Origin of the sequence: Kaistella yananensis, assembly GCF_026107505.2 — a bacterium.
Classification (GTDB): Bacteria; Bacteroidota; Bacteroidia; order Flavobacteriales; family Weeksellaceae; genus Kaistella; species Kaistella yananensis.
The window spans coordinates 245,162-261,736 of sequence record NZ_JAPCHZ010000002.1; the positions used below are offsets into that span (position 1 = coordinate 245,162).

Annotated in this window: 14 protein-coding genes; 8 read left to right on the top strand and 6 right to left on the bottom strand. The window is 40.3% G+C overall.

Annotation, left to right across the window (positions count from 1 at the left end; all coding sequences use genetic code 11):
- Window positions 1-40: 40 nt before the first annotated feature.
- Complete coding sequence (locus tag OK344_RS05395) at window positions 41-424, bottom strand: group III truncated hemoglobin (RefSeq protein ID WP_265143817.1); 384 nt, start codon at window positions 422-424, stop codon at window positions 41-43.
- 214 nt (window positions 425-638) lie between these two features.
- Between OK344_RS05395 and OK344_RS05400 the strand changes: the two genes are divergently transcribed.
- Window positions 639-1,127 (top strand): YkgJ family cysteine cluster protein, encoded by a 489-nt coding sequence (locus OK344_RS05400; RefSeq protein WP_265143818.1) that lies wholly within the window; start codon window positions 639-641, stop codon window positions 1,125-1,127.
- A gap of 117 nt (window positions 1,128-1,244) precedes the next feature.
- Entirely contained in the window at window positions 1,245-1,523 is a 279-nt protein-coding gene (locus OK344_RS05405) for a hypothetical protein (RefSeq protein WP_265143819.1), read from the top strand.
- A gap of 112 nt (window positions 1,524-1,635) precedes the next feature.
- Here the strand turns inward: OK344_RS05405 and OK344_RS05410 are convergent, their stop codons facing one another.
- The 4 genes from OK344_RS05410 to OK344_RS05425 all read right to left on the bottom strand — a co-directional run bounded on the left by OK344_RS05410 (window position 1,636) and on the right by OK344_RS05425 (window position 6,117).
- Window positions 1,636-2,271, bottom strand: coding sequence for a 50S ribosomal protein L25/general stress protein Ctc (locus OK344_RS05410; RefSeq protein ID WP_265143820.1), 636 nt, complete (start codon window positions 2,269-2,271; stop codon window positions 1,636-1,638).
- A 48-nt stretch (window positions 2,272-2,319) separates the two neighbouring features.
- Entirely contained in the window at window positions 2,320-3,258 is a 939-nt protein-coding gene (locus tag OK344_RS05415) for a ribose-phosphate pyrophosphokinase (protein ID WP_265143821.1), read from the bottom strand.
- A 91-nt stretch (window positions 3,259-3,349) separates the two neighbouring features.
- Entirely contained in the window at window positions 3,350-4,867 is a 1,518-nt protein-coding gene (locus tag OK344_RS05420) for an SGNH/GDSL hydrolase family protein (RefSeq protein ID WP_265143822.1), read from the bottom strand.
- Window positions 4,868-4,881: 14 nt separating this feature from the next.
- Entirely contained in the window at window positions 4,882-6,117 is a 1,236-nt protein-coding gene (locus tag OK344_RS05425) for an OmpP1/FadL family transporter (protein WP_265143823.1), read from the bottom strand.
- A 391-nt stretch (window positions 6,118-6,508) separates the two neighbouring features.
- Here OK344_RS05425 and OK344_RS05430 point away from each other — a divergent pair, with 391 nt between their 5' ends.
- From OK344_RS05430 to OK344_RS05450, 5 genes are all read left to right on the top strand, one after another.
- Window positions 6,509-7,828, top strand: a complete 1,320-nt coding sequence (locus tag OK344_RS05430) for a PSP1 domain-containing protein (RefSeq protein WP_265144107.1) — start codon at window positions 6,509-6,511, stop codon at window positions 7,826-7,828.
- Window positions 7,821-8,285: a gliding motility lipoprotein GldH gene (locus tag OK344_RS05435; protein ID WP_265143824.1), complete on the top strand. Its 465-nt coding sequence runs from the start codon at window positions 7,821-7,823 to the stop codon at window positions 8,283-8,285. Before OK344_RS05430 ends, OK344_RS05435 begins: the two co-directional genes overlap by 8 nt.
- Window positions 8,286-8,293: 8 nt before the next feature.
- Complete coding sequence (locus OK344_RS05440) at window positions 8,294-10,675, top strand: penicillin-binding protein 1A (RefSeq protein ID WP_265143825.1); 2,382 nt, start codon at window positions 8,294-8,296, stop codon at window positions 10,673-10,675.
- A 69-nt stretch (window positions 10,676-10,744) separates the two neighbouring features.
- Window positions 10,745-12,289: a protein adenylyltransferase SelO gene (locus tag OK344_RS05445; RefSeq protein WP_265143826.1), complete on the top strand. Its 1,545-nt coding sequence runs from the start codon at window positions 10,745-10,747 to the stop codon at window positions 12,287-12,289.
- A gap of 30 nt (window positions 12,290-12,319) precedes the next feature.
- Window positions 12,320-13,594 carry a DUF6080 domain-containing protein gene (locus OK344_RS05450; protein WP_265143827.1) on the top strand — a complete coding sequence of 425 codons (1,275 nt, stop codon included), beginning with the start codon at window positions 12,320-12,322 and terminating at the stop codon, window positions 13,592-13,594.
- Between the two features lie 51 nt (window positions 13,595-13,645).
- Here OK344_RS05450 and OK344_RS05455 read toward each other — a convergent pair whose 3' ends face one another.
- Window positions 13,646-14,149, bottom strand: coding sequence for a superoxide dismutase family protein (locus OK344_RS05455; protein WP_265143828.1), 504 nt, complete (start codon window positions 14,147-14,149; stop codon window positions 13,646-13,648).
- A gap of 152 nt (window positions 14,150-14,301) precedes the next feature.
- On the opposite strand from OK344_RS05455, the gene OK344_RS05460 reads away from it, so the two are divergent.
- Window positions 14,302-16,521 (top strand): TonB-dependent receptor, encoded by a 2,220-nt coding sequence (locus tag OK344_RS05460; protein ID WP_265143829.1) that lies wholly within the window; start codon window positions 14,302-14,304, stop codon window positions 16,519-16,521.
- The last annotated feature ends 54 nt before the right edge of the window (window positions 16,522-16,575 follow it).

Sequence of the window (16,575 nt, forward strand, 5' to 3'; positions counted from 1 at the left end):
AGAATTTTCAGACTTAGAAAATTCTCTTTTTTTATTCTTTTTACTTCAATTTCCTGGCGATTTCCATTTTATATGCCATGAGATTGGCAATGTTGGAGGCTTTGTAAATCGCAGCTTCGGCGGTTTCGCCTTCAAAATTTTCTTCCACGGTTTCAGTCCATAACTTTATCCAGTGAGCAAAATGAGGTTTTTCTATCGCCACTTTTTCATTTACCGGAAAATGCATCGCCATAGGATTTCCTTTATACGAAGCCTGTCCGAACAGTAAAGACTCCCAAAACGAATACATTTTAGGCAAATGGTGATCCCAGTTTACCTTCGCAACATCAGTGAAGAAAAACCCGATCGTTTTGTCTTTTGCGACCTTTTTATAAAAGGAATTTACCAAAAACTCTATATCTTCTCTGGATTCTAATAATTTCATGTTGCAAAATTAAGATTTTTAAAACGATTGGTTTATGACCACAGTCGTTAATTGTTATTTTGCGGGCGGACAATTCGCGCTATCCGCTCCTACTCCTCGCTCAGCAGCTCCACTGCGTTCCGCCGCTTCGCTGTGGGGTAACCGCTGCTATCGCGGCCGCAGATAAGTCGCAGCAGAAAGCCTTGATTTTGAAAATATCAGTTATTTTTGCACCATGAATCTGGAATTCTATAAAAATCAGGCCGCTCTAAAACAGAAAGATCACAAAAAATTTCTGGATCAGCTTAAGAAAAAACCGCCTAAAAACCTCGATTACAAAGTTCAGGAAACCCACGACGAAGTTTTCAGTAAAATCGACTGTCTGCAGTGTGCGAACTGCTGCAAAACCACAGGACCGCTTTTCACCGAGAAGGATATTGAGAGAATTTCTAAACATCTGCGCATGAAACAGGCCGATTTCGAAGCCAAATTCCTGAGAACCGACGAAGACAATGATAAAGTCCTTCAAAATCTTCCCTGTTGGTTTCTGAATGCAGACAATACCTGCTCGATTTATGAAGTGCGTCCTAAAGCCTGTCGTGAATTTCCCCACACCGACCGGAAAAAAATTTATCAGATTAATCATCTTACCATCAAAAATACAGCGATATGCCCGGCTGCATTCGAATTTGTAGAACTTTTGAGGAAAAATCTGGAAAAATAATTCAGCTTCTAAACAAATCACAAACTTTAATAAATTGTGTTAAATTTAAGAATCTTGAATAATTCCCTTTCCGAACCTGCGTTATTAACACACCAATAATTAAAAAATTGAATTATTATGAGAAAGTCGTTATTCGCAGTAGTTTTACTTGCTGCAGGTGTGAGTTTTGCCAACGCGCAGAGTACAGAAAAAGCAAAAAAACTGAAAGGAGAGAAAGCAGTAAAAACTGAGGTGCAAACAGTAGTGAATGCTGAGGCCGCCGCAGCCGTGCTTCCTGCAGAACCCACAGAAATGAAAGCTACAGAACAGGCCGCAGTAAAAACCGAAACTGCCGCAGAACTAAAACAGGAAGAAACCACTGAAAAACCAGCCGCGAAAAAACCGGAACCCATGTAAAAAATGTAAAGGTAAAAGTGAAAGAAGGAAGTCCTGCCCATTGGCAGGGCTTTTTTCATACAAAAAAATCCCGCCATTAATGACGGGATTTCTGTTATATTTCGAGAGAATATTATTCTGCACTTGTAGCTTCTGCTGCCGGAGCTTCTCCTTCTGCTGCAGTTTCTTCTTCATCGTCTTCAACTGCTGCTCCACCTTTCATTGCCGTTCTAGACATCTTCACAGCTACTACTACTGCGTTGTCAGGATGCATGAATGTGAAATTGTTGGTCTTGATATCACCTACATACAGTTTGTTACCAATTTTAAGCGGAGTAACATCTACTACGATTTCGTCTGGTAAGTTTGCTGGTAATGCTTTTAATTTAAGCTTTCTGTAAGTTTGTCTCATTGCACCCCCGGAAACAACACCTTTTGCACGACCTGTAATTCTTACAGGAACTTCCATCACTACAGGTTTGTCATCAGCTAACTGATAGAAATCTGCGTGAAGGATTTTGTCGGTGATTGGGTGAAACTGGATGTCCTGAAGTACGGCAGGAATTGTTTGTCCGTCAACCTCAATAGATACCGTGTGTGCTTCAGGAGTATATACCAAACCTTTAAAAGCTCTTTCTTCTGCAGAAAAATTTAAAGTTTCGGCTCCTCCGTAAACAACACAAGGAACTAATTCAGCATCACGTAAAGCTTTAGTAGACTTTTTGCCCACGCTTTCTCTTTTTGTACCTTGAATTGTAATTGATTTCATTATAATGTATTAAAAAATTTTAAGGGTGCAAAGATATGTAATTATTTTTTAAATAATAAATTTATCGCTAATCGATTTATGCTCGTGAACCATTTTCATGACATCTGCAAACAATTCGGCACAAGAAAGCACTTTAATTTTTGATGAAAGTTCAGCTTTTACAGGGATTGTATCGGTTACGATCACTTCAGAAATCTTGGAATTTTCGATATTTTTGTAAGCTTTTCCTGAAAGAACAGCGTGGGTTGCCATGGCACGAACACTTTTTGCTCCTTTTTCTATAAGGATATCTGCTGCTTTGCAAAGTGTTCCGGCGGTGTCGATCATATCATCAATAAGGATTACGTTCTTTCCTACTACATCACCGATAAGGAACATCTCTTCGATTACGTTTGCTTTTTTTCTTTCCTTGTAAGCAATTACTACTTCGGCACCTAAGTGACTTGCGTAATTTTTGGCTCTTTTTGCGCCACCCATATCCGGTGAAGCGATGGTTAGATTGTCTAAATTCAGTTTCTGTATATAATCGATGAAAATAGTGGATGCGTACAAATGATCCACAGGAATTTCGAAAAACCCCTGAATCTGATCTGCGTGAAGATCCATGGTCATTATTCTGGTGGCACCGGCTGCCGTAAGAAGGTTTGCCACTAATTTCGCCCCGATGGGTGCTCTGGGCTGGTCTTTTCGGTCCTGTCTCGCCAGACCGTAATACGGAAGAACCACAGTAATGCTTTTCGCAGAAGCTCTTTTCGCAGCATCAATCATTAATAAAAGTTCTAGAAGATTGTCTGCCGGCGGAAATGTTGAACCTATTAAAAATACCCGTCCACCTCTTACGGATTGATCCAAAACCGGCTCAAACTCTCCGTCGCTAAAGTCCTGAAACTTAATTTTTCCTAAATCCTGCCCATAATGTTGAGCGATTTTTCCTGCCAAAACCTTGCTGGTTCTTGTAGAAAACAGATAACTTGCCTGATCAGCCATTTTTACTTTTTTAGATGGTGCAAATTTAAAAAAATAAAACCACCTGAAACAGTTCAAGTGGTTTTAAAGTTCGATTATTTTATTTTAGCGATCATGGGAATTTAACTCCTGAATAGCTGTTTACATTCACCATCGGCAATGTAGACTTATAAGTCGTGTTTATCGCCTTGATAAATTCATTGGCAATTAATGCATACCCTCTTCCTGTAAGGTGTACCCCATCCAGAGAGAACGTTCCTCCCGTAACGAAAGTTGCTGTATATTTCACTCCATCAAACTGGATTCCTGATGCCTTGGATAACTCTATCATTTTAGCATTGGCATCTACGAAAGCTAAACCTTTAGAAGTAGCGATCGCTTTCAGAGAAGCATTATACGCAGCTGTTGCAGTTAAAACTTTATTTTTTTCTGTATTTGTCAGGATATACTGATTAGCCAATGGATAAGAAATTCCATTTAAATTAATACTTGCTGGCGCACCGGCAACCGGAGTTCCGATTACTGAACTTGTAGACAAAAGCACCAAATCTTCAGAAGTAGCCTGTCTTGCCTGCCCGTAAATCTGGCCAAAAGCTGTTGCAGTTTGAACCCCCAAAGAAGGAGTAAGTGCTAAAGTTAGTTGTGCAGAAAGATTGGTTAAAGAATTATCTACAATTAAAAGTGGGTTTGCAGAGGTAGCTGAAAGCAAATTGATACGGTCCCCAGCTCCGAACGCAGTAAGTGCCTGTTTTAATGGACCATATAATCCGCTGTTAAGTGCAGTAATATTTGATCCTAGTAAAGCCGGAGTCAGCGGATTGTAAGGAACTCTTGTAAAAAATGGAATGGATGTTACATTAGGAATATTTGCCATTACTCCTTTCGCACCGTTCGCGGTAAGCGCATTTACATATCCGCTGATTACTGAAGCAAAAACATTTGGATCTGTAATATCATTGGAACCGTAAGTCGCTGGGTTTGTATTCCCTGTCTGGTCTACACCCGTGCCTCCACTGGTTGCATAAGAAAGCACATCGTTATTTCCGATCCAGAGAGAGAAAAATGTAGGTGCCTGAGCTACTGCATCGCCAATTACTGAAGAAGTTCCGCTTGTAGCAAATCTTACATAATAAGGGTTTGCCTGTCCCGTAGCCAATCCTGCCATGTTACCATAACCTGCGGCTCCTAAGTGAAAGGATTTCGCACCAGGAACCCCAAGGTTTTGATACGGTCCTCCAGGAGTAACATTATCCAAAGCTGCCGCTGGCGCTGATGGCACTGGCGACAACGCTCCATTTACCACCTGAAGATTCAGTTTGCCTGCAAAACCTGGTAGATTAGTAAAACCACCAGTGTTATTTGGCATCATAGGCTGCTTAAACGCTCCTCCACCCGCAAGCTGCATCTGTTGTGCGATCATGGAAGGGTAAGATTCGTTTTGCCCGTCAATGTATAACGCATTGTCACGGTAACCGGATGTAAGGGAGTTCCCTAAAGCTACATATTTGGTAAAGTCTGCATCTCCTTTAGAAACCACAATACTGCTTACGTCCTGATCAAAATCTGTGTCGCAGCTGATATTAAATAATAATGCTGAGACTGCTATTGTTGAAATTAATATTCTTTTCATAATTAAAATAATACTTAAAATGCGTTATAAGATAAACCTAAACCAAAGTAATAAGCTTTAGCTTTTGCCTGTCCGTAGAAATCCAGATAACTGTTGTTTACAGTCCTTGGAGTTTGGAAGTTGTATGCTCCGGATAAATCGATGCCCAAACCTTTCCATTTGTAGCCAATACCTCCTGTAATAACATTGGCATTGAAAGATGGTGTTTCCGGGATGAAGTTTTCATCGCTGTAAGGAGACTCATCATAATAATAACCTAATCTTGCAGCAAAATTATCGGTAACCATATATTGTGTTCCCACTCTCCAGCTTTGTGTGCTGTGGAAATTTTTAGGCGATACCAATTTTGTTGGATCATCAGGCTGATTCCCCACCGGTGCATTCTCGAAGTCTAATGTTAGCTGTTGGTATCTATCCCAACCACTGTAGTTGAAATCCCCTGAAATCTGCCATTTCGGAGTAATTTTATAGGTAACCCCAAGCGTGTACTCATCAACCAGGGGTAAAATAGCTTTAAATTTATCCTGTCCGTTGGCATCTAATCCCAACAGAGGGTAAAGGCTCGACGACACATTAAAACTAGCAACACCTTCATCTGCTTTCATATCAACAGGTGATCGGTAGGCAATACTCACATCCAGTTTTTCGCTTGGTTTAAAATAGAAACCTAAGCCAAATCCTTTTCCTGTGGCCTGATCATCTTTAATGTTTAAAGTTCCTCCCAACTGTGAAACGGTTTTAGTCCAATCCACGGATCCTTTTGCATAGATAAAACTACCCCCTAAAGAAACCCATGGTGCGAGTTTGAAAGATACCATTGGCTGAAAATAAAATGCTTTCAGTTCAATTTTCTGCACAATTTCGCGTCCTGCCCAATCGCTCGGCCATTCAACCGTACTTCCGAAAGGTGTCGCAAAGCTGAAACCAACCGAAACCTCATCTACAATCTTATAAGCCACTGCCGCATAAATTGGTGTCCCCATAGGATTTTCGGTAGTGTAAGATTCAAGAGTAGAGGGATTTTGATAAGAAATGTCTGCGTTAATTCCAAATCCTCCCGCAGCAACACTCAGCTTGTTGGGAATAAAGGAAATACCTGCGGGGTTGAAAAACCCTACACTCGCATCTTCTGCGTGGGCACTTGTATGTGCCATAGCGAGTTGTTTCACGCCCTGTAATGCCACTCTAAAACCGCCCGCCTGCGCAAGAATCCCGGCTAAAAGTGCTGTTGTTACAACGATTTTTTTCATAAATTCATTATTAATGTTCCAAATATAAAATTATTTTTTAAACAAATGTTAATTTATCATAAATTATTTTAAACAACTTCGGGCTTATGACATCTGTTTAATTTTACTTTTACAATATTTTATTAAAAATGCCTGTAAAAACAGACTTTTCTGCAGAGAATTGATCTTTGTTTACAGCATTTATTTAAATTAAATATTACCATGGAAACTATAACAATTACACCTTTTTTGAATTATATGATTTGCATAATAATATTAAAATTAATGCATTATTCATAACAGATGTTGAATTTATATGAAAAATACTAATCCTCCCATGAAATTCTCAAAGGCATGGTTTGCACAAATAAATTTATACTAAATTTGCATGAATTTAATCAAAAAAAACAATATGAGTTGTGGATGTAAAACATCCGGCGATTCGTCCCATTCATGCGGAACAAAATCTGCGAATGGCTGTGGAAGTGTAGATACCTGCGGTAATAGTTATAAACTTAGTGTTTTCGATTGGCTCTCGAATGTTAACAATCCATCAAAATCCCAAACCGATTTTGTGGAAGTAAGATTCAAGAACGACCGTAAATTTTTTTATAAAAACGTACATCATTTACCGCTTCATATAGGAAGCGTTGTCACAGTAGAATCAAGTCCGGGTCACGATATAGGTGTAGTGAGCCTTACCGGTGAGTTGGTAAAAATTCAGATGAAAAAGAAACATGTTTCTGAAGATAACCCACTGAAAATCTACCGTTTGTCCAACCAAAAAGACATTGAGGTTTGGCACGAATCCAGAGGTAAAGAAGAAGCCGTGAAAATTCAGGCCAGAAAGATTTCTTACGCTTTAAACCTTGATATGAAGATTACCGATGTAGAATTTCAGGGCGATGGTGCAAAAGTAACTTTTTACTATACTTCAGACAGCCGTGTCGATTTCCGGCAGCTGATCAAGGAATACGCCTCTGCTTTCCGTACGAAGATCGACATGAAACAAATTGGGTTCCGTCAGGAAGCTGCAAAAGTTGGTGGTATCGGCTCTTGTGGGCGCGAATTATGCTGCTCGACCTGGCTTACAGATTTCCGTTCGGTGAACACGAATGCTGCACGTTATCAGCAGTTAAGCATCAATCCTCAAAAATTAGCGGGTCAATGTGGTAAACTGAAATGTTGCCTCAATTATGAGCTCGACAGTTATCTGGATGCGCTCAGCGACTTCCCTTCGTCTTCAACAACGATTGATACGGTGAACGGAAAAGCCTTTTGTATTAAAATCGACGTCTTCAAAAAAAGAATGTGGTTTGCTTATGTAGACCGGTCTATGGCGTGGTATGATCTGGATGTACAGGACGTAAAGAAACTTATTTCGCAAAATAAAAAAGGCGAGAAAGCACCGCCACTGGAAGAACTTCGCAACCAGCACGATATTCCGGTAAAATCAGTCGATCTGATTCAGGAAAATAATATGGACCGTTTCGAGAAGAAAAATCGAAACTCCGGTAAAAACCAAAACAGGAAAAAACCGAACGGTCCGAAAAATAATCCTAATCAAAAATCTGAGCAGAAGGCCGCTGGCACTCCTCAACGCAAAAACACACCTGAGAAGAAACCTCAGAATGCAAAGTCCCAGGCTCAACCGCAAAATGCGAAACCACAAAACCAGCAGGCGAAAAAATTTAAAAAGAAACCTCAGCCTAAACGTGATGACAATGCATAAGATATTGGGTGTTTTTTCCGTTTTGCTAATGTTTACAGGATGTTCAGATAATTCCGAAACGGTGGATATGAAAAACCTCAACGGAATCTGGCCTAAAAAAGCCGAACAGAAATTCGATTTTGTAATTGCGGATGCAGAAGCTCCAAAAAATATTATATTTGTTGTAAGGAACAATAATGATTATCCCTACAGCAACATTCGATTTATCGTAAATTTCATGGAGGCTGGTGCCAAAAACAAAACTACAGACACACTGAATTATGTTTTGGCTAAACCCAATGGCGAGTGGCTGGGGAAAGGATTTGGTGATACCAAAGAAACACTGTTTCAGTATAAAGTAAATTATAAATTTCCGAAAAACGGCGGTTATTCCATCGGTATTGTCCAGGCAATGAGAACCGACAGTTTGAAGGGCATTGAGGATATTGGTGTAAAAATAGAAACGGCAAAACCGTAACATCATTTATGGAAAACAAAAAAAACCAGGGAAGCAAACCAAAGCAGACTTTTCCGCTTCCTCCAAAAAAACAAAGGGACACTGGCTGGAAAAAGTGGGTGAAATTCGTTTGGATGGCACTAATTGCTGTAATTTTAGGAATTGCAGCGGTATTTTTTGCAACCTCACAGGGATTTCTGGGCAGCATGCCGGATGTAAAGGAACTCGAAAATCCTGACATCTATGTAGCTTCCGAAATTTATTCCTCCGATGGTAAATTACTGGGCAAATTCGAAAAAGAAAAAACCCAGCCCGTAACTTATAAAGATCTTCCGCCTCATCTTATTTATGCACTTCAGGCTAAAGAGGACGAACGATTCAAAGAACACTCAGGTATTGATTTACAGTCTGTTGCAAGGGCTGTTGTATACGGCGGACAGCGTGGTGGTGGGTCTACAATCACCCAGCAGCTGGCAAAACTGCTTTTTACCGACAGGGTTTCGCAAAATAAAATTCAGAGAGCATTTCAAAAGCTTAAAGAGTGGGTTGTTGCGGTAAGTCTGGAGAAAAGATACACAAAAGAGGAAATCATTACGCTGTATTTCAACAAGTTCGACTTCCTTTATAATGCCAACGGAATCGAGATGGCTTCAAGAATTTATTTCAACAAACCTACTTCCAAACTTACGCTTCCTGAAGCAGCAATGTTCGTCGCCATGCTCGAGAATCCGGTGAAAAATAATCCGATGCGAAATGAGAAGCGGGCAAAAGCCAGAAGAGATGTCGTTCTGGATCAGATGGTGAAAACCGGCTACATCGATCAGCAAACTTACCAGAAAGCGGTAGATACTCCAATCGTTTTAGATTACCATCCGGTAAAATCTATCGACGAAGGATATTCCGCCTATTACAAATTCTATCTTAGAAAAGAAATTGAAGGTTACTTAAAAGACTACGAAAAGCAAACCGGAAAAACATTAAACCTTTTCAAAGACGGATTGAAAATTTATGTCACTCTGGATTCTAAAATGCAGATTTATGCAGAAGAGGCGATTAAAGAACACCTTACCGATCTTCAACAGAGATTTGATGCAGAACAGCGCGGGCGTAAACAGAGACCATTCTATTTCCTTGATGATAAGCAGATTGAAGCAATCATGGTGCAGGCCATGAAGAGAACCGGCAGATATAAACAGCTGAAAAACGCTGGTGTTCCGGAAGATTCTATCATGATGGATTTCAAAAAACCAATCAAGACTTCAAGATTTACCTGGAATGGTGAAGAAGAAGTTGAAATGTCGCCTTGGGATTCCATCCGTTATCACAAACAAATTGCTCAGGCAGGATTAATGTCTATGGTTCCCGGAACCGGGGAAATTAAAGCCTGGGTTGGAGGGATCAACTGGCAGCACTTCCAATACGATCATATTAAGCAGGGGAAACGTCAGGTTGGCTCAACCTTCAAACCCTTCGTTTACGCCACTGCGATTATGAAATTGGGTATGACGCCCTGTTCTACCGTTTCCAACGCAACCTATACAAAAGGAACCTGGACAGTGGAAGGATCCGGCGGAATGCTCACTCTGAAAGACGCACTTGCCCACTCGAAAAACCCAGTTGCAGTAAGACTTATTGAAATGACGAGCCCTAAAAGCGTAATTCAAACCGCAAGAGATTTAGGAGTTACCGAAGAAATCCCGAACGAATACGCAGTAGCGCTGGGATCTTCCGACATTACCATTTATGAAATGCTTGGTGCCTACAGTACTTTTGCCAACTACGGAAATTACATAAAACCTGAAATGATCTGGCGTATAGAAGACGCAAACGGCAGGGTAATTAAGGAAGTAAAACCCCTTCTGAAGGAAGTAATGAACGAACTCTATGCCTATACCATGATCGATCTGATGAAAGGGGTTGCTGAATATGGTACCGCATCCGGCGAACTTGGAAGAAGAGGCGTGCAGAAAGGAATTGAAATTGCTGCAAAAACCGGAACCACCCAAAACAATTCCGACGGTTGGTTTATGGGAATTACGCCAAATCTCGCCACCGGAGTTTGGGTTGGCTGGGAAGACCGTGCAACGCACTTCCGCGGAACCGGCGAAGGTCAGGGTGCTAAGATGGCCCTCCCGATCTGGGCAATATTCATGAAAAAAGTTTGGGCTGATAAAGATCTTGGCGTTACGGTAGAAGATAAATTCATTAAACCTTCAAACTGGACCGGCAGTTGCTCTGATCTTCAGGGTTTAGGCGGATATGGTGATGAAGGCGGGCTTCAGACCATGGATGAACTTAAAAACCCTAAACCTGAAAGTCCTGTCGCCGCACCGAAGAAATCAAGTGGCAGGAAAGAAGAAAATGTCAACGAGACCATCAATACCGGCGACGAGATCGACTTTAATAAATAACATGCAGGAAAAATAATAAAGCATCCTTTCAAAATTTGGAAGGATGTTTTTTTTAGCGAACTTTGAAAGATGAATTTAAATAAAATTACCCAACAATATTACTCCCTTTTCCCCGCAGATTTATCGGGCAACACCATGCAGCGACAAACACCGGGAGTACTTCTGGCAGCAGTGGAAATCGAAAAATTTCAAACTCCGGAACTTATTATTTTTAATGAAAAGCTCGCAGAAGAAATCGGGTTGGGAAAACTTCTAGATGAACAGGATGCCATGTTTCTGAGTGCAGCAGATGTTCCTCAACACCTTCAAACTTACGCCACCGCTTATGCCGGCCATCAGTTCGGCAATTGGGCCGGGCAACTCGGTGATGGCAGAGCAATTTTTGCAGGTGAAATCGCAAATAAAAACGGCAAAAAAACAGAACTCCAATGGAAAGGCGCAGGCGCTACTCCCTACTCCCGACATGCGGACGGCCGTGCGGTGCTTCGGTCCTCAGTTCGCGAATATCTGATGAGTGAGGCCATGCACCATCTCGGCATTCCTACGACAAGAGCTTTGTCGCTGTCTTTTTCCGGCGAAAATGTCCTTCGTGACATGATGTACGACGGAAATCCAGCATACGAGAAAGGCGCAGTGATGATGAGAACCGCCGAAAGTTTTCTTCGTTTTGGCCATTTCGAACTGCTTTCTGCTCAACAAGAAATTGAAACGCTGAAAAAACTAACCGATTTTACCATAGAAAATTATTTTCCTGAAATTGATTCTAAAAGTCCCGCAAAATACGCGGAGTTCTTTGCAGAAGTTTCAGACAGAACTGCGGACCTTATCGTGGAATGGTATCGCGTGGGATTTGTTCACGGGGTGATGAATACCGATAATATGTCGGTATTAGGTTTAACAATCGATTACGGACCCTTTTCTTTTCTGGATGAATACAGCTTAAATTTCACTTCAAACACCACCGATTTGCCGGGTCGCAGATATGCTTTCGGAAATCAGGCTAAAATTGCCCAGTGGAACCTCTGGCAACTCGCAAATGCGCTTTTTCCGTTGATTAAAGATGAAAAAATTCTGGAGAAAATTCTGAATGATTTCAGTACAGATTTCTGGCGAAAACATGATAAAATGATGGCCTTAAAATTTGGCTTCAATGAAGTACTGAAAAATGATGATCAGTTCTTTACCGATGCGCAGAAAATCATGGAAGATCTAAAAATAGATTATACACTGTTTTTCAATAAAATAGAAACCTTAAAAGAAGACACAGACTTGAAATCTCATTTCTGTAATATTTTCTACCACAACCCAACCGATAAGCAGTTTTCAGCATTTGAGAAATTCACCGAATCTTATTTTGAAAGGTTAAAATTAAATACCATTTCAGAAACCGAATCAAAGCAACTAATGCAGCAGAACAACCCGAAATTTGTTCTCAGAAACTATCTTCTGTTTGAATGTATCAATGAAATTAACAGCGGTAAAAGAGATTTGCTGAATAAACTTCTTACGGCGCTCGAAAATCCTTATACAGAAATTTATCCTGAATTTTCGCAAAAACGGCCTTCACTGTATGACGGACAGACAGGAAGTTCCACGCTTTCGTGCAGTTCTTAAATTTTATTACTTTTGCCGAAATTTTTCACCTTGGTATTTAAACAAAAATTTACAGATTTTCTTAAAACTGTTTTCCCTGCAACAAAATATGAAATTTTATTATTTCTGATTTTTCTTACCGTTTATGGGATTTTGGGGTCATTTATCGCCATTAATTACCGAATAATTTTTGATGACAGAATTCCGTGGGATGCCTATTTCAGCTTTGATAACCGAGCTATTGTAATGACCGGCGGCGGCTTTGAGAGGCATCCGCTTGCCAATTATTATTTTGACTGGCTTCGCGAGTTTGCCTATCTTTTTTCCGGTGGAAAAAAAGATGAAACTTTCCGTCTGGTTTTGGCCTGGTGCAGCAACTTTGCGATAAGTTTAAGTTTAATCCAGATTTACAAATATTTAAAAAATATCATTGCGTTACCAAAAAAAATCAGTGTGCTGATTGTCTTCTTCTTTGCCTTTTTTACGACCAATATTTTACTTTCGTTCACCCCGGAAACCTACACTTACACTTTGTTTTTCCTGGTACTTTTTAATTACTATGCGGCCTTAAAACTAAAAAAAGAGCAAAAAATACCTGCGGCGGCGCTTACTTTGGCGGTCGTATCGGTGGGCGGTTTAACGGTGACCAATGCGGTGAAGATTTATATTCCTCTGCTTTTCGAAAAAAGAATATTTAGGAGCTGGAAAAAATTAGGGCAGGCATTTCTGCGCGTTCTCATTTCCGTTGCTGTTTTTGCCCTTTTATTTCTCAACCGGTTGAATTTCAATTATATGAATTTCTTCAATAAATCCGGTGAGCAGTTAGAAAAATTTTCAAAACCCAAAGTTACACCCATCTGGGATATGATATCATCGTGGTTTTTTGGTGGGAACATGCTTTTTCCGGGATTCGTGCTGCGCGATTATCACAATAAAAAAGGATTTGAATACAAAGCGCTTTTCATGAATGTTTATGCGTCATGGATTCCTTATATTTTTGTCGCTGCAGTACTGCTTTTGATTTTATGGAGTTATGTGAAAAACTTCAGAAATAAATTTGTTCAGATGCTGATGATTTCGTTTTTGGTGGATATTATCATTCACTGCATCCTGAAATTCGGCCTCCACACTTCTTACATTTATGGCGGCCATTTCGTTTTTGTAGTTCCGTTGCTCATCGGCTGGCTTTTTTATTCCTACCGGAATTCGCCAAAAATACTGTCGTTTATTTACGCTTCGGTCTGGTTTTTATTTTCCTATTTAATACTGAACAATACGTTGAGAATGCAGGAATTCTTCGATTTCCTTAATGCATATTACCAATAAAAAGAACGCATTCCAAAGGATGCGTTCCGTGTCTGTATCAGGAAATAGCTGCTATTTAATTTCTACGCAACCTACTCTACCGCCCGCATTTCCTGTTGGCTGGGTTTTAAAATCATCAGGTCCTGCGTGAATGATCAGTGTTTTACCCACTATGTTTTTGGTTTCATCAGTACAGCCAATACACCACTTATCTGTGCTGAACTGTAATCTTGCTGTTCCGTCTTTATCGGCATTCAGGTTTCCGATATCGCCTTTGTGATACTCATCATGCCCCCATTTTCCGTGAGATTCGGTAGTGGGATTCCAGTGTCCGCCGGCAGAACTGGCATCGGTTGCAGAACAGTCTCCTTTTTCATGAAGGTGAACTGCGTGAATCCCCGGTGTCAGCTTGTAAACATTCAAATCCAGTGCAACATTTTTGCCGGTTTGGGTAAATTTTGCCGTTCCCTGTGTTTCTGTTCCGCTTTTGGAATTTATTACGTAATTTTTTGTGGTTGAGCACGATACAGCCAAAACTGCGCTGCAGGCGAGGATCGAGAATTTAGCGATTTTCATAACTTTTTATTTTAGTGTTAAGATTCATAAAGGTAAGCATAATTTCAGGTAGAAGATAAGGTGCCTTTCAGCTGCATAATTTGACCTTTCGGGTATAAAAATTTTCAGCAAAATTCGTTCCGCAATAAATTTGCTTCATAAAACTGCAAATCATGTCAACCTTTATCCTCTCCAAAATTCTCGCAATTGTATTACTCATTATGGGATTTTTCATGAATGCCCAAATATCGATTTCGGGAAAAGTAAACTTTAAAAACAAAGGAATTAAAGATGTCTCCGTAACGCTTAAAAACACTTATGATGGTTCCACCACTGATGAAAACGGAACGTTTTCATTCCACACCTCGGAGAAAGGACATCATATCCTTGTATTTTCGCATCCTAAATTTGTTGAAGTTGAAAAATCGGTCATCATCGAAAACCTACCGCTAATCATTAATGCGGATTTGAAAGAGCAGATTTCAGATATCGACGCTGTGGTTATTTCCGCAGGATCAATTGAAGCCAGCGACCGGAAAAGAGCGACCGTGCTTCTGACGCCCATCGATATTTATACTACTGCAGGAGCCAATGGCCAGGTTACCACAGCGCTGGAAACACTTCCCGGAGTACAGAAAATCGGGGAAACCGAAGGTCTTTTTGTGCGTGGCGGCACCGGTGCTGAAACGAAATTCTTTATGGATGGCAATCTTGTCAACAATTTCTTCGGTAATTCAGTACCGGGGATCAAGGCGATGGACCGGCTGAATACTTCACTTTTTAAAGGAAATGTTTTTTCCAGCGGCGGATATTCTGCGATATACGGGCAGGCGCTGTCTTCGGTTCTTATTCTGGAAAGCATCGATTTTCCTGAAACAAACGCTGTGGATATCGGTATTTCGCCGATATTTTTGAGCGGCGGTTTCCAGAATGTAGATCAGGCGAAAACTAAATCTTTCGGTGTATCTGCAGCGTACAGCCATTTGGGTTTAATGAATAAAATAATGAAATTCAACAATAATTTCACGAAAGCTCCTGAAAGCTTTGGCACCAATTTTAATTTCAGGCTTAAAAATAAAAACGGTGGAATCTTTAAATATTACGGAAGTTTCGACACCAATACCTTCGCACTTCAGGAAGAAAGTCTGGAACCTGAAACCGATTCCGACAATACTGCATTGAAAGGTAAAAATACTTTTCACAATTTTTCTTACCGGCAGAAATTCGGGAAATATCTGGTGAATCTCGGCAGTTCTTATTCGTATAACCAAAATATTATCGATTTAAGCACCACAGTTCAAAACTCGGAATCCAACCTAAATTCGATCAATAGTACAGGAAATTATTTTAATGCAAAAGGAACTTTAGAGAGAAAAATCAATAAAATCTCAGCCATAAGAGGCGGAGTAGAATTTAACCAAACGCGGGAAAATACGTCTGTTGCTATTTCCCCTATTTCCTATCCTTTTCAGGATCAAATTACCTCGGTTTTTGCGGAGACTGATCTGGGTTTCAGCAATCATTTTTCTGCAAAAGTTGGGTTAAGATCCGAATATTCATCCGCTGTTGATCAGTGGAATCTCGCGCCCCGACTTGCTTTTGCTTACAGGATTTCAAAAAACTGGACCAGTTCGCTCGCTTATGGAATATTTTATCAAAACCCCGAAAACAAATACTTTGGAACTTATGACCTAAATTTTCAGAAAGCGGAACATTATGTTCTGCAGGTTCAGAAAGCTGAAGAAGGCAGAAGCCTGCGGGTGGAGGCCTTTTTCAAAAACTACACGAATCTGATCAAAACAAAAGTCGAAAATTACCTTCCTGCAGCAATCAACAACAATGGAGACGGTTTTGCGAAGGGCATTGAGTTGTTCTGGCGCGACAAAAAATCTCTTAAAAATATAGACTACTGGATTACGTATTCGTTTCTGGACTCCAAAAGAAATTTTCAGAATTATGACCGAAGTTTATTCCCAAATTTTGCTGCAAAACATACGCTTTCGGTGGTCGCAAAAAAATTCGTGACCGACTGGAAAACCGGTTTCAACTTCTCTTACACTTATGCTTCAGGAAGACCATATTATCATTTCCTTACCAATGACAGCGGGGATTATTATCTAAACACCCAAGGGAAACTGAAAGACTTTAACTCATTGAATTTCAGCCTTAATTATCTGCCGAATTTAGGTAAAAAAGAAGCGAAAGCATTCACTATTCTGGTGCTTTCCGTAAACAATATCTTGGGCCAGAAGAATATTTACGGATACAACTTCTCGAATGACGGGATGCGGCGTAAACCAATTTTACCTTCTGCAAATACCTTTGTATTTATCGGCGCATTCATCAGTTTCGGGATCGACAGGACGCAGGAAGCGATCGACAAGAATCTTTAACGGTTCAGGAAAGAAAACCGGCCTTTCGGGTAAAAACTTTCTTTGAAAAGTACC

Excerpts from the sequence above, each read along its gene's own strand:
- OK344_RS05395 (WP_265143817.1), bottom strand. The coding sequence starts at position 424 with ATGAAATTATTAGAATCCAGAGAAGATATAGAGTTTTTGGTAAATTCC.
- OK344_RS05400 (WP_265143818.1), top strand. The coding sequence starts at position 639 with ATGAATCTGGAATTCTATAAAAATCAGGCCGCTCTAAAACAGAAAGAT.
- OK344_RS05405 (WP_265143819.1), top strand. The coding sequence starts at position 1,245 with ATGAGAAAGTCGTTATTCGCAGTAGTTTTACTTGCTGCAGGTGTGAGT.
- OK344_RS05410 (WP_265143820.1), bottom strand. The coding sequence starts at position 2,271 with ATGAAATCAATTACAATTCAAGGTACAAAAAGAGAAAGCGTGGGCAAA.
- OK344_RS05415 (WP_265143821.1), bottom strand. The coding sequence starts at position 3,258 with ATGGCTGATCAGGCAAGTTATCTGTTTTCTACAAGAACCAGCAAGGTT.
- OK344_RS05420 (WP_265143822.1), bottom strand. The coding sequence starts at position 4,867 with ATGAAAAGAATATTAATTTCAACAATAGCAGTCTCAGCATTATTATTT.
- OK344_RS05425 (WP_265143823.1), bottom strand. The coding sequence starts at position 6,117 with ATGAAAAAAATCGTTGTAACAACAGCACTTTTAGCCGGGATTCTTGCG.
- OK344_RS05430 (WP_265144107.1), top strand. The coding sequence starts at position 6,509 with ATGAGTTGTGGATGTAAAACATCCGGCGATTCGTCCCATTCATGCGGA.
- OK344_RS05435 (WP_265143824.1), top strand. The coding sequence starts at position 7,821 with ATGCATAAGATATTGGGTGTTTTTTCCGTTTTGCTAATGTTTACAGGA.
- OK344_RS05440 (WP_265143825.1), top strand. The coding sequence starts at position 8,294 with ATGGAAAACAAAAAAAACCAGGGAAGCAAACCAAAGCAGACTTTTCCG.
- OK344_RS05445 (WP_265143826.1), top strand. The coding sequence starts at position 10,745 with ATGAATTTAAATAAAATTACCCAACAATATTACTCCCTTTTCCCCGCA.
- OK344_RS05455 (WP_265143828.1), bottom strand. The coding sequence starts at position 14,149 with ATGAAAATCGCTAAATTCTCGATCCTCGCCTGCAGCGCAGTTTTGGCT.
- OK344_RS05460 (WP_265143829.1), top strand. The coding sequence starts at position 14,302 with ATGTCAACCTTTATCCTCTCCAAAATTCTCGCAATTGTATTACTCATT.